At 61.5% G+C, this 13251-nt stretch carries 10 protein-coding genes; 2 read left to right on the top strand and 8 right to left on the bottom strand.

What is annotated here, in order from left to right:
* The 5 genes from B5526_RS04600 to B5526_RS04580 form a co-directional block, all read right to left on the bottom strand.
* Positions 1–1620 (bottom strand): ABC transporter ATP-binding protein, encoded by a 1620-nt coding sequence (locus B5526_RS04600; protein WP_079537135.1) that lies wholly within the window; start codon positions 1618–1620, stop codon positions 1–3.
* A gap of 2 nt (positions 1621–1622) precedes the next feature.
* Complete coding sequence (locus B5526_RS04595) at positions 1623–2462, bottom strand: ABC transporter permease (protein ID WP_079537134.1); 840 nt, start codon at positions 2460–2462, stop codon at positions 1623–1625.
* Complete coding sequence (locus B5526_RS04590) at positions 2459–3430, bottom strand: ABC transporter permease (RefSeq protein WP_079537133.1); 972 nt, start codon at positions 3428–3430, stop codon at positions 2459–2461. The genes B5526_RS04595 and B5526_RS04590 overlap by 4 nt, the downstream gene beginning before the upstream one ends.
* A gap of 76 nt (positions 3431–3506) precedes the next feature.
* The gene (locus tag B5526_RS04585; RefSeq protein ID WP_079537132.1) at positions 3507–5057 is read right to left on the bottom strand and encodes an ABC transporter substrate-binding protein; all 1551 of its coding nucleotides are present in this window, start codon (positions 5055–5057) and stop codon (positions 3507–3509) included.
* A 57-nt stretch (positions 5058–5114) separates the two neighbouring features.
* The gene (locus B5526_RS04580; RefSeq protein WP_079537131.1) at positions 5115–5888 is read right to left on the bottom strand and encodes a class II aldolase/adducin family protein; all 774 of its coding nucleotides are present in this window, start codon (positions 5886–5888) and stop codon (positions 5115–5117) included.
* Between the two features lie 118 nt (positions 5889–6006).
* Between B5526_RS04580 and B5526_RS04575 the strand changes: the two genes are divergently transcribed.
* The gene (locus B5526_RS04575) at positions 6007–6714 is read left to right on the top strand and encodes a GntR family transcriptional regulator (protein ID WP_079537130.1); all 708 of its coding nucleotides are present in this window, start codon (positions 6007–6009) and stop codon (positions 6712–6714) included.
* Positions 6715–6788: 74 nt separating this feature from the next.
* Positions 6789–7814, top strand: a complete 1026-nt coding sequence (locus B5526_RS04570; RefSeq protein ID WP_079537129.1) for a histone deacetylase family protein — start codon at positions 6789–6791, stop codon at positions 7812–7814.
* A 72-nt stretch (positions 7815–7886) separates the two neighbouring features.
* On the opposite strand, the gene B5526_RS04565 is transcribed toward B5526_RS04570, so the two are convergent.
* From B5526_RS04565 to gspD, 3 genes are all read right to left on the bottom strand, one after another.
* On the bottom strand, positions 7887–10013 hold the full coding sequence (locus tag B5526_RS04565; RefSeq protein WP_079544692.1) for a hypothetical protein: 2127 nt from the start codon (positions 10011–10013) through the stop codon (positions 7887–7889).
* Between the two features lie 269 nt (positions 10014–10282).
* Positions 10283–10741 carry a tetratricopeptide repeat protein gene (locus B5526_RS04560; RefSeq protein WP_433994618.1) on the bottom strand — a complete coding sequence of 153 codons (459 nt, stop codon included), beginning with the start codon at positions 10739–10741 and terminating at the stop codon, positions 10283–10285.
* A gap of 56 nt (positions 10742–10797) precedes the next feature.
* Positions 10798–13179, bottom strand: a complete 2382-nt coding sequence (gene gspD / locus B5526_RS04555) for a type II secretion system secretin GspD (protein WP_079544690.1) — start codon at positions 13177–13179, stop codon at positions 10798–10800.
* Positions 13180–13251 lie beyond the last annotated feature (72 nt).

Here is a 13251-nt window from a genome sequence, read left to right as displayed (position 1 = left end):
TCAGGCGGCCTTGGACGAAGCTATCTGGCCCGGCACCGCGGCAAGAAGCTCGCGCGTATAGGGATGCTCCGGCGCGGAGAACAGCGCGGCGGCAGGCCTGAGCTCGACGATCTCACCGCGCTGCATCACCGCGATGCGATCGCAGATCTGCGCGGCCACCCGAAGATCATGGGTGATGAACAGCATGGAAAGACCAAGCCGCGCTTTGAGGCCTTCGAGCAGGCTGAGCACCTGCGCCTGCACCGAGACGTCGAGCGCGGAGACGGCTTCGTCGGCGACCAGAATTTCGGGATCGAGCGCCAGCGCCCGGGCGATCCCGATCCGCTGCCGCTGGCCGCCGGAGAATTCATGCGGAAAGCGCTCCATCGCGCCGATATTTAGGCCGACCAGGCCGAGCAAGTCATGGGCGCGTGCTCGCGCGGCGACCGGATCGACGCCGTGCGCGATCGGGCCGTCGGTGATGATATGGCCGACCTTGCGGCGTGGATTGAGCGAAGCGAACGGATCCTGAAACACCATCTGGATGCGGCGGCGCTGCTCGCGCAGCGCTTTTCCGCTGATCCGCGTGAGATCGGTGTCGCCGAGGCGAACGGTGCCCTGGTCGGGTTCGATCAGGCGCATGACGAGGCGCGCGACCGAAGATTTGCCCGAACCGGATTCGCCGACGAGACCCAGCGTCTCGCCTTGAAAAATGTCAAAGCTGACTTCCTTCGCGGCCTGAACGCTGCGCGCCGGCCGAAACCAGCCACCGCCGCTGACATAGGTTTTCTCGAGGCCGACCACTTCGACCGCCTTGCGCCGGTTGAGCAGGGGGGCCCGTTGCGGCGGCTGCATCGTGGGAACGGCCGCGAGCAGCGCGCGGGTATAAGGATGTTGCGGCCGTGTGAGGACGTCCTCGGCCGCGCCTTGCTCGACCACCTTGCCGTGCTGAAGCACGACGACGCGGTCCGCAATATCGGCGACCACGCCGAAATCATGGGTGATGAACATCACCGCCATATTGCGGCGGCGCTGCAGGTCACGGATCAATTTGAGAATCTGCGCCTGCGTGGTGACGTCGAGCGCGGTGGTCGGCTCGTCGGCGACCAGCACGGCGGGTTCGAGCGCCAGCGCCATGGCGATCATGGCGCGCTGACGCTGCCCGCCGGACAATTGATGGGGATAGGCGCGTATGGTCTGCTCGGGATTGGGCAGACCAACCTCGCGCAGCAGGCCGACGGCCTTTTGCTTTCGCACTTTCGGCGTCAGCAAATTGTGCGCCTCGAACATTTCGGCGATCTGGTCGCCAATTCGCATCAGGGGGTTGAGCGCCGTCATCGGCTCCTGGAACACCATTGCGATGCGGCGGCCGCGCAAGGCGAGCCAGGCCTCGTCGTCAAGCGTGAGCAGGTTTTGTCCGTCGAAGACGATCTCGCCGGCTTCGGCGATGACATTGTCGGGCAGAAGGCCCATCAGGGCATGGGCGCACATCGACTTGCCGGAACCGGATTCTCCGACGATGCAAAGGATCTTGCCGGCCACAAGATCGAAGGAGACCCCGTCCACGGCGTAGGGCCGGTCGCCGCCGGCGGGCAGGGCCAGCTTCAGATCTTTGATGGTGACGGCTGTACCGGTGGACATGCTCAGCGCCCGTCCTTGTTGAGGCGCGGGTTGAGCGCGTCGTTGAGGCCTTCGCCGATCAGATTCAGCGCCAGCACCGAGATCAGGATGGCGATGCCGGGAAATACCGTGATCCACCAGGCCTGACGAATAACGGTGCGGCCGGCGCCGACCATGTAGCCCCACGACATCAGATTGGGATCGCCGAGGCCGAGAAACGACAAGGACGATTCGAGCAGGATCGCGGTAGCAACCATCAGCGACGCCAGCACGATGACGGGGGAGAGGGCGTTGGGAAGAATCTCGCGCCAGATGATCCAGCTATGGGTTTGCCCGGTCACGATCGCCGCCTGAACATATTCGCGGGTTCGTAATGATAGGACCTCGCCGCGCACGAGCCGCGCCACCGGCGGCCAGCTGACGATGGCGATCGCAATGACGATTGAGACGATCGACGGTTGCAGCACCGCAACCAGCACGATCGCCAGCGCGAAGCTCGGGACGGTTTGAAAAAATTCAGTGAAACGCATCAAGGCATCGCCGATGCGGCCGCCGAAATATCCGGCCATTGCTCCAACGGGAATCCCGACCGCGAGCGCCGCCAGTGTCGAGACAAGGCCGACCAGCAGCGAAACGCGGGCGCCATAGATGATACCGGCCAGAACGTCGCGGCCGAGCGCATCGGTGCCGAGCGGCACGCCTTTCAGCGTGAACGGCGGCAAAAATGGCCGCTGCACCATGCGCCAGGGCGAGGTCGGAAACAGCATCGGGCCGAACACCGCGACCGCGATCGCGATGGCCAGGATCACGAGGCCGATCACCCCGCCGGGATTGCGCAGCAGCATTCGCCAGAATTGCCTCATGCCGCGAACTCGATGCGGGGATCGACCGAGCGGTAGATCAGATCGGTGATGAGGTTGAAAGCCAGCACCATCGCCGAGCACACCACGAAGACGCCGAGCAAGAGGTTATAGTCGCGCTGCAAGAGAGCTTCATACATCAGACGGCCGATACCCGGCCATGCGAACACGGTTTCGGTGAGCACGGCACCGCCTACCAGTGTGCCCGCCTGCAGGCCCGCGAGCGTCACGACCGGCAACAGCGCGTTGCGCAGCACATGACGGCGCTGGATCACGGCATCGCGCAAGCCTTTGGCGCGGGCGGTCTTGACGAAGTCGAGCCGCTTGACCTCGAGCATCGAGGCCCGCGTCATGCGAGCATAAGTGGCCATGAAGAAAAGACCGATCGTCATCGCCGGCAAGATCAAATGGGCGCCGACGTCGAGCACGTGGGCGAGGCCGGTATAATTCGCACCCACCGTCTCGTATCCAAAACTCGGCAGCCAATCCATGGCGACCGAAAACAACAGGATCGCCATCAGCGCCACCCAGAACAGCGGCGTGGCATAAAAGATCAGCGCCAATATTGTGATGGCGGTATCTGCCCAGGTGCCTGCGAACCGCGCCGCCAGCGTTCCGAACAGGATGCCGAACGCAAGTGAAATCGCAAACGCCGTTCCCGTCAGCAGCAGGGTGGCCGGAAGCCGCTCGAGAATGAGTTTTGAAACCGGCATCTGCTGGCGGAACGAAAAGCCGAGATCGAAAGTGAGGATGCCCTTGACGTAGGTATAGAGCTGCACGGGAAGCGGTTTATCGAGGCCGAATTTTTCGCGCAGCTGGGCGACGAAAATCTTGTCGCTCGCGCCGGCTTCGCCGGCCATGACCATCGCGGGATCCCCCGGAGCCATCCGGATCAGGAAAAAGTTCAAGACAACGATGGCCAAGAGAACGATAATGGCCTTGCCAATTCTCTGGGCGATGAATGCGAGCATCGTCAATTCCGTTGCGTTCTAAGCGAGGCATCCTTCCGCGACGGTCGCCGGAGCGCCGCCGCGGATTGGCGGCCAATTATTTATCGATCCAGGCATCGCGGAAGCCATCGTTCACGCCAATCGCGGTGGTGACGAGGTTCTTGATGTTGCAGCGGGTGATGGTGGGGAACTGCAATTCGAGCAGCCAGGCAACCGGCACGTCGTCCGTCAGGATCTTTTGCGCCTCGGCGTAGATTTCCTCGCGCTTGGAATCCGGGAAGGCGACGGCGCCGTCGGCGAACAGCTGATCGATCTCCGGGTTTGAATATCCCTCGACGTTGTTGAACGGCGAGCCCTTGACGATCTGGCTGGAAACATAGTTGCGGCCGACGCCGAGCGCGGGATCGCCATACTGATAGAGATAAGTGAAGGCGATATCGTAATCCCAGTCGGAGGTTTTCTGATTCCAGCCCGGGACATCGGTCGCGACCATTTCGACATTGATGCCGACGTCCTGCAGATTCTGCTTAACCGCCTCGGCCCAACGCTGCCAGGTTTCGCCGTAAGGCAGCGGCAGCAGGCGGACTTTCTCGCCATTGTAGCCGGCCTCCTTGAGCAGGGCCTTGGCCTTGGCCGGGTCGTAATCGTATTTCGTCACCGCGTCGGTGTGGTACTTGATCGAGGAGGCGGACGGGCCGGTCGCGACCTTGCCGAGGCCGTTCCAGATCACGTCCTTTGCAAAATTGCGGTCCATGGCGAACATCACCGCCTGACGGAATTTCTTGTTGGCCGTCGGTCCGGAGCGGTTGTTGAGCCAGAGCCATGAGTGCGGGCTGAAGAATTCCCAGCCATTGCCGGTGACGCAGACGTTCTTGAGCGCGCTGAGCCTGGGAACGTCGAAGTTTTCCACCGAACCGCCGGGCAGCACGTCGACCTTGCCGGTCTCGAACGCCACCGATCGCGCCGCTGCATCGGGAATGACGTGCCAATAGATCTCATCGATATAGGGTTTGCCCTTGATGTAATAGTTCGGATTCTTCACAAGCCGGATGAACGAGCCCTTCTGCCATTCCTTGAACATGAAGGGGCCGGTGCCGATGGGTGTGTTGTTCGCCGGATTGGTCTTGAAATCTGTTCCCTCATAGATGTGCTTCGGAATCATCGGCATGGAGCCGACCTCGAAGATGCCGAGGAACGGGCCGAACGGCTGCTTCAGGGTGAACACGACGGTCGAGTCATCAGGCGCTTCCACCTTGTCGAGCTGAACCAAATTGTTGCGGGCGCGCGGATGGGTCTGCTTCAGGAATTCGATCGAGAACAGCACGTCCGCCGAGGTGAACGCCTTGCCGTCATGCCAGGTGACGCCCTTCCTGAGATGGAAGGAGTAGACCTTGCCGTCCTCGCTCACCGTCCAGCTCTCGGCCAGACCCGGCAGGGGCTCGAGCTTCGGGCTATAGCGCAGCAGGCCTTCATAGATGTTGCCGGCGATCATCTGGGTCGGGCCATTCTGGACCAGACCCATCATCAGACCCGGAGGTTCGGGCTGGATCACGGCATTGATGACGCCGCCTGTTTTCGGCTCTTCCGCCAAGGCCGCGGCGCTCACGCTGCAGACCATGGCGAGGCCAACCAAGATTCGCTTCAACATGTCATCTCTCTTTTTGATCGCCTGATCGGCGCATTGAAAGGACTTTGTCCTTGCGGCCTAATTGATAAAATCCGGATCGGTCCGCTCCAGCATCCGCTTGAAGGCGGCCCATTCGCTGTCCGGCTCACCCTTGACTTCGATCTTGTCGTAGAAGCTTGCATATTGCCCCGCGGTCTTGCGGGCGACGGCTGCGGAGAGCGGAGCGATTTCGGCGTTGGAAGCTTGGATTGCGAGCTGGGCGCGGCAGGACCGTTCCAGATTGTGCATCAGCTTAAAAGCTTCGGCGACGGAGCGTCCGCAGGTGAGCATGCCGTGATTGCGGAGCACCATAACGAACTTGTCGCCGAGATCGGCGACCAGGCGCGCGCGCTCATCGAGATCGAGCGCGATGCCCTCGTAATCATGGTAGGCGAGGCGGTCGGTGAACTGCATCGACCATTGATTGAGCGGCAGCAGTCCGTGCCGCTGACAGGAAACCGCGACGCCGGCGACGGTGTGGGTGTGCAGGACACACATCGCGTCCGTCCGTGCCGCGTGCACGGCGCTGTGAATGGTGAAACCGGCCGGGTTGATGCCGAGCCCCAACGGGTCCTCGACAATATGTCCGTCGAGGTCGACCACCACGAGGTTGGACGCCGTCACCTCTTCGAAACGCATCCCGTAGGGATTGATCAAGAAACGGTCATGGCTGCCGGGGAGCCGAACCGAAATGTGGGTATAGATACTGTCGTCGAGACCGAGGCGGTGGATCAGCCGGTAGGCGGCGGCGAGATCGATCCGGATTTGTCGGGTTTCGTCTTTGACGGAAGCGGGCGGTACGTGCGCTGTCATTGCTAATATTGCACCTTTCATCTGATTGAATGGTTGCACCGCAGCAAATAGAATGGCAAGATCAAACTGTCGACAATCGACGATTAAATATTGTACAGCGGCCAAAACGGACCTTTTTATGCGCCCAATGTCCCCGCCGGTCGGATTACCGGCCCTCGCCGAGACCGATCTCGTCGGCCAGGTCGCCCGTCTTCTGACGCAAGCCGTTGTCGAGGGCCGGTTGCCGCCAGGCTCCAAATTGGTGGAGGCGGGGATCGCGAGGGAACTCGGCGTCAGCCGGGCGCCGGTGCGCGAGGCCGCGCGCCTTCTGGAGAGCCAGGGTCTTTTGGTGGCATCTCCGCGCCGCGGCTTCTTTGTGCGAAAATTCGCCGCCGACGATATCGACGAGATCTACGATCTGCGCTTGTGCGTCGAACGTCATGCGGGCGTGCTGGCGGCGCGCAATCTGACGCCGGAGACGCGCGACGCGTTAAGACGCCAGATCGATGTTCTTCATCAGACCGCCGATCTCGATGATCCGGCACGGCAGGTCGAGGAAGATTACCGGTTTCACCGCCTGATCTGCGAGATCGCCGGCAACCGGCGGCTGTTGCGCCTGTTCGACGATCTGGCATCCGAACTGCGCATGGTGATCGGCCTGATCGGCCGTCTCTACGACGATCCGCATGAAATCGCCCGCACCCACGAGCCTGTGCTCGCTGCGATCGAGCAAGGCCACCCGGAGCGCATCGTGGCGCATGTCGATCATCACATCGGTCATGCGTGGCGGGAGGTCGCAAGACTCGTGCGGGAAATTCCTCCCATGGCTGCTGGTGCCAAGGAATGAAGCTGGCGTTTGGGCGATGACCGGCTTTGCGGGCGCGCAAAATTCTATTTTCTTGCGATCAAAGGAGCATTGGTGTGAAGGCCGTCTATACCGAACTGCATCGGAGCCATGATCCGCAATTCTTTCTGGTTCGCGGCGTCGTCAAGCGCACCACCGAGCAGCCCGAACGCGCGGATCGGCTGCTCGCAGGGCTGAAAGCGGGCAAGCACGATCTGGTTGAGCCGACCATTTTCGGGCAGGGCCCGCGCGCAAGAGTCCATAGTCCGGAATATCTGAGCTTTCTCGCCGAAGCCTGGGACGGCTGGACCGCACTTGGAGACTCTGGCCCCGAGATGATCGCCAACATCCACCCGGTGCGCAACGCTGCGACTTACCCGACCCACATTGTCGGCCGTCTCGGCTGGCACACGATCGATACGTCGTGCCCGATCGGTCCCGGCACCTGGGCGGCGGCCTGCGCCGCCACCGATGTGGCGACGACGGCGGCTCAACTGGTTCTGGACGGCGAAGATGCGGCTTACGCGCTCTGTCGTCCTCCCGGTCATCACGCCTATCGCGACCTCGCCAGCGGCTTTTGTTATCTCAACAACAGCGCGGTCGCAGCTGCCCATCTGCGGCTGAAGCATGAGCGCGTCGCGATCCTCGATGTCGATGTCCATCATGGCAACGGCACGCAGGGCATTTTCTACGAACGGGGCGATGTGTTGACGGTTTCGATCCATGCCGATCCAACCTTCTTCAACCCGTTTGTTTGGGGCTATGCGCATGAGCGCGGCGCGGGTCCCGGGCTTGGTGCCAATCTCAACATCCCGCTCCCGATCGGCACCAGGGACGACGGTTACATTCAAGCACTCGCCGTAGCGGAAAAGACGATCCGCGCTTTCGCGCCCGGCGCGCTTGTCATAGCGCTCGGCCTCGATGCGTCGGAGCATGACCCGCTTGCCGGTCTCGCGGTAACATCAGAAGGATTCCGACGTATCGGCGCGGCCATCGCGCGGCTGGGGCTTCCAACCGTCCTGGTCCAGGAAGGCGGATATCTCTCGGATATTCTCGGGGCTAATCTGACGGCTGCGCTCGGCGGATTTGAAGCGGCTCGCTAGCGACGTAAATTTTGGACAGAAAAAACCCGCCGGCTGGACCGGCGGGTTTTGCAGTTCTCAACCTTCGAAGGCTTATCTATCGGCGCGGTCTTCGCGTTCCGCGAGTTCCTTGACCTGCTCGATCAGCTCTTTGGCACGACGGCCGAGTTCCTCGGACTCCTCGTCGACCGGCTGGTTGTGGAATTCGGCATTGTTCAACACCGTCTTGATCTGGCCTGCGAGTTCGTTGCGCTCTTCGGTGATCTCGTCGATCCGTTTCAGGTAGCGGGCATAGGTCTTGTCGGTGCCGGTGACCGAGCGGTTGGACCAAACCAGGCTGGCGCGGCCGAGCTGGCCGAGCGGCGCGTTGAGCTGCTTGTAGGTTTCGGCGAGGTCGGTGAAGTTGTCACGGCGATCCCGGATGCCATCCGGCAGCGCATGACGGTGCATCCACTCGGCGACGACGCGGCCTTCATGCACATAGTCATCCTTCAGGCCGAGCAGCGCCATGATCGTCGGCCGTACGTCGGCGTGATCTGTGAACACCTCGTCGTCGCGGCCGAGCGATTGTACGCCGGGGCCGACCATGGCAACCCAGGTCCGGGTGATATCCTTCTGGAAGTCGCCGTGGTTCCAGGCAAAGCCCGCACCAACGGAGACGCAGTCGGAGGGGTTTACGCAGGCACCGCCGCCGCCGGTGAAGAAGAAGTAGTTGTCGTTGCCGAACATGGTCATCGTCGGGGTCCGCGCCGGACTGGCGGTGACCATATGCAAAAGTTTCATTTCGGCCTGGTCGGCCAGCAGCCGCGACAGCTTGTCCGTGTTGCCGGTGATCGGGTTGACGGCGACCAGCGCGTCGAGATCGTGTTCCATGGTGCGCGTGACGCCATCGGTCGGCAACGGATTGCCGTTGATATAGACCGTCGGCGCATCGTCGCTGTGCACCGAGAACGCGGTGGTGTTGGCGCGCTGCGTGATCAAGAGGCGATTGATCGTCGCATCGATCTCGCCAACCTGGCCCGCCGCGTAAGTGCAGGGGACGGTGACGCCGTCGCAATGCGCCGGGCTCGGCGCGCCGCCGACGAAATGGTCGTTCTCGTCAGGTACCACCACGAACAGCGTGTTGTCCTTGGTGATGCCGTCGGCCGCCAGGCGCGCGAAGAACTTGCCGAACGCGGTGTCATATTGCTTGAGCTGCGCGACATAGCCGGCTTCGCCGGGACCAAATGTCCCCGAACCAAACCGGTTGTCGTGTGCGTCGGCGATATAAAGGTAAACTACCTGCACGCCGGCTTCGAGCATGGTTGCGGCATAGCCGAGCGATTGCGTCGCGAGTGGGCTAAAGCCGTTCGGGAAGCCCGGACGTCCGAACGGGTCGGCAATCACGTTGCCATCGAGGTCCTTGACCGGACCACCAGGCGAGATCACCGGCTGCACATTGATATTTCCGAACAGCCCCTTGAAGCCGTTATAGCCGTGGGGTTCATCGGGCAGCGGATCGTTGGCCGCCAAGCCGTTGTTGCAGAGCGCGCTGCCGATCGCACAGTGAATGGCGATGCCGAAATAATCCGTGGTCGGTTGCTGATGCGTTGCCGTACCCACCGGCGTTGCCAGCAAAGCCTTCACAGCCAAATCGGTGGGGCTGCCGAGGCCATAGAATGTCGTGACGTCGTCGGGAACCCGCTCGAATTCGATGTTGGCGACCGAGAACGCGCCGACATCGCAGCCAGCACGGGTGTATGGCACCCAAGGCGCCGGCGCGATCTTGCCTTGCTCGTCGAGCATCTCCGGCTTGCCGTCGCCGCCGGCCGCGGTCCAGTAGAGGAACGAGCTGGAAAAGCCGACGCTGCCGTCCGTTCGGAAAAAGCCGTAGCTGTTGGCGACCGGAATGCCGGAGCGATCGCCATAGACGCCGGTCAGCGCGGTGACGATGTCGTGGGCGGTGTGCGATATCAACGGTGTGTGATGGTTGCCGCTGACGGTGCCATTGTTCTGCAGGAAGTTCAGCAGATTCGGCATCTGCTCCATGTCCGATGGAACGTCGGGATTGTCGCGGCGCAGATGCACATTGTCGAACACGATGTGAACAACGTGTTTGATCTGACCGCCCGGGGAATTCAGTTGACAGCCCGCGGCGGCGGACTGCGAGGCGGCGCCGAGGAACACAACGCCAAGCGCCAATGGAATAGACGCGCCAATAACATCTTTCAATCGTTTCATCGCCCTCTCCTTGAGGTCGGCCCAAGTGATTGATTCGAACATGCGCAATAGGGTTGCCGACGACGGCAGATTACATCGTCAGTTGTTGCGGACGATTGACACCGACGTGACGCCTGCGTGGTGGGACGCAATCGTTGCGGTGTTTTCAACACAAAGGGATTTTCTGACGGGAAGAACCCGCGACATGATATCGAACGGGACGTGAGCAGAGGTGGGTGAATCGTGCTCCAACGAAAGCTTTCGTCAGAATGGCGCGTCGCCCATTTTTGTCACCAGCGTCCCGGCGCCCAGATCAAGGCAAGCCGCTGGCCTTCAACGATCTGGCCGGACGACATCTTTGAGGCCACCGCATTGCGAAGCCTCAAGTAATAATCGCGCTCGCGCTTGGTGGCGCGGGCCGCGGCAAGATCGAGCCATTTGTAGGAGAGAATCGCGTTTTGCGGCACGCCGTGGCCCTTGTCATAGATTAAGCCGAGCCGGCTCTGTGCAAAGGCGTCGCCCTGGATGGCCGCTCGATGATAGAGATCGGCGGCAGCGTCATAGGCCTGCGGCACGCCAAAACCATTTTCGTACATGAAGCCGAGCAGCGCCTGCGCGCGGGGATTGCCGTTCTCCGCCAGGTACGACAACTCGTTGGCGGCGCGAATGTAGTCACCCCTCGCATAAGCCGCCGCCGCCTGCCTCATTGCGTCGGCATACGCCGGAGACGTCGTGCCGGCGCTGAACAAGCAGATCGCCAATAAAATTACAGATACGGTCCGCCACACGGAACTCAACCTCCTTCTCAATGCAGGCCTGGAACCCGTGGATCGTTTGCAATGCTCGCGCCGAGGTTTCCGCGCAATTTCGATCGCAGTTCTTCGGCGACATAGTGGGCATCGGTGCCGTCGCGGATAATCTGGGGACGGATAAAGATGATCAGCTCGGTACGCGTCGTCTTGTAGTCCTGATGGGAAAAGGCGTCGCCGAGACCCGGAATCTGATCTAGCCCGGGAATCCCGTTTCGGGTGTTGTTTTGCTGCTCGCTGATCAATCCGGCCAACAGAACAGTCTGGCCGGTCGCGACCGAAATCGAGCTGCGGACCTTTCGTTCGGAAACCGTCGGCGTCAGGCTGGCAGCCGTCTGCGGCGAGACATTGCTGATTTCCTGTTCGACATCGAGCCTGACATTGCCATTGACATTGATACGCGGCGAAACGCGCAGGATGATGCCGGTGTTGCGATAGTCGATGGTGTTGACGACCGTGTTGCTGGTCGTCAGCACGGTGGCGCTGCCGGTGGAAACCGGCACGACGTCGCCGACCTGGAGCGTGGCGGCTTGGTTGTTGATCACGACCAGCGACGGGTTGGACAAGACTTTGACGCTGGTGACGGTATGAAGCGCGTCGAGAATGGCGCTCGGCTGCGCTTCCGAACCGATCAGGAAATTAAACCCGGGGAAGGCGCGGTTGATGAAGGCGCCGGCGACCGTTCCGGCAGCCGCCGCAACGCCGGTGGCCGTTGTCGTGGTTGACGGGGCCGTTGCCGCCGCGGGCGCGGCGGTCGACTGCGTGTTGAGCGCCGAGCCATTGTCCGGCTTTAACCCCAGATTGTGGCTCGTCATATAAAACTGAACGCCATAGGCGAGCTCGTCGTTGAGGGTGACCTCCGCGATGGTCGCATCGATCGCGACCTGCAATTGCGGTTGATCCACCTGCTGCAAGGTTGTCTCGATGACCCGGTAATTTTCCTGATCCGCGTAGATGAGCAGCGTGTTGTTGACGGTATCCGCGGTGATCCGAACGCCCTGCAGAACCGGCTGGCCGCCGCCGCCCGTGGTTCGGCTGCCGCTATCGGCAGGCGCGGCGCCGGTGGTGGGGTTCGCGGCCGAGTTCGGCGTGGCGCCAAAACCCGACGTGCCGCTGCCGCCGATTCCGGTTGATGAACGGGATCCAAATCCGTTACTCGATCCAAATCCGCTATTCGACGACGAGCCGGAATTGTTGGCGTTCAGCGATAGCCGATCGGCGCTGGATGTTGTGGAATAACCCGATCCCGGCGCGATCTGGCTGCTCGCGGCATCGAGCGAGGCCGAGGACGAGCCGCCAATGAACATTTCGGTGAGCACCCGCGCGATCTGGCGGGCGTCGCCATATTTCACCCGGTAGACGTGCACGCTGGTCCGCCCGGTATCCGCACTGTCGAGGCGCTTGATCCAGTTCGCTGCGGTGCGCAACAGCGCCGGTTTTCTGCTCACCACGAGAATCGCGTTGAGACGGCTGATCGGTTGAAATTTCACGACATTCTGGCTGAGACCGCTCTCGCCGGAATCCATGATCTTTTCGAGCTCAGTAATGATCGGTTCGGGTGCACTGTTGGCGATCGGATAGATTCCGACCGATTGACCACGCATCCAGTCGACATCGAAACTAAGCGCGGTATCTACGGCCGTGCGCCGTTCCGCACCACTGCCTTGAATCAAAAGGATATTCCGCGTTGAATCGGCGCGGACCATTCCCGGTTTGGTAGCAAAGCTGTCCATCAGCTTAAGCACGGTTTGCGCCGAGACGTATTGCAAGGGCACGACCGATACGCCGTAGCCGGGTTCGGGATTGGCAGCGACGGCATCGACGCGGCCTGAACCGACGGCGTCGCCCATCGGTGTGAGACGATAGCCGGCGGTGTCGCGGACCAGCACTACGCCGCTCAGGCGCAGCGCATTTTCGAGAACGAAGACGATATCGGACTTTGGAACCGGCTTGACCGAGACAAGGGTGACGGTTCCCTGCACCCTCGGATCGATGGTGTAGCCCGTGGCCAGAATATCGCCCAGCACGACCTTGGCGACGGTTGCGACCGGCGTGTTTTCGAAATTGAGGTCAAAACCGTTTCCACTTGCGGTCGGTTGCGGGCGCGCCTCGGCGATGTCGGTTACTTCCGTGCCTTCATAGACCGCCGCGCGGCCTCGAGATCCCGTATAGGGCTGTTGGGCATTCACCTGCTGCGGTTGGCGCGGAAGAATATCCAGCGAACGGACCTTGTCGAGGACATCGATGTCGGCGGTGTCGCTGGTTCCAAGCGTTGCGGAATTGCACGAGGTGAGCAGGCTAACGGATAACAGCATGATGACAGCGCACACGCTGTGAACAATCGTCGGGTACCGGCTCGGGTTGCCGACGTGTTCCATGTTTCCGCCGTTCTTACTTTGTGCCCACACGTCGGATTCATTCGGAACGATCAATCCGACCACGGCGGTATC

The organism is Bradyrhizobium lablabi, from assembly GCF_900141755.1.
In the GTDB taxonomy this organism is placed as follows: Bacteria; Pseudomonadota; Alphaproteobacteria; order Rhizobiales; family Xanthobacteraceae; genus Bradyrhizobium; species Bradyrhizobium lablabi_A.
This window is presented reverse-complemented; position numbering and strand designations above follow the sequence as displayed.

Excerpts from the sequence above, each read along its gene's own strand:
- B5526_RS04600 (WP_079537135.1), bottom strand. The coding sequence starts at position 1,620 with ATGTCCACCGGTACAGCCGTCACCATCAAAGATCTGAAGCTGGCCCTG.
- B5526_RS04595 (WP_079537134.1), bottom strand. The coding sequence starts at position 2,462 with ATGAGGCAATTCTGGCGAATGCTGCTGCGCAATCCCGGCGGGGTGATC.
- B5526_RS04590 (WP_079537133.1), bottom strand. The coding sequence starts at position 3,430 with ATGCTCGCATTCATCGCCCAGAGAATTGGCAAGGCCATTATCGTTCTC.
- B5526_RS04585 (WP_079537132.1), bottom strand. The coding sequence starts at position 5,057 with ATGTTGAAGCGAATCTTGGTTGGCCTCGCCATGGTCTGCAGCGTGAGC.
- B5526_RS04580 (WP_079537131.1), bottom strand. The coding sequence starts at position 5,888 with ATGACAGCGCACGTACCGCCCGCTTCCGTCAAAGACGAAACCCGACAA.
- B5526_RS04575 (WP_079537130.1), top strand. The coding sequence starts at position 6,007 with ATGCGCCCAATGTCCCCGCCGGTCGGATTACCGGCCCTCGCCGAGACC.
- B5526_RS04565 (WP_079544692.1), bottom strand. The coding sequence starts at position 10,013 with ATGAAACGATTGAAAGATGTTATTGGCGCGTCTATTCCATTGGCGCTT.
- gspD (WP_079544690.1), bottom strand. The coding sequence starts at position 13,179 with ATGGAACACGTCGGCAACCCGAGCCGGTACCCGACGATTGTTCACAGC.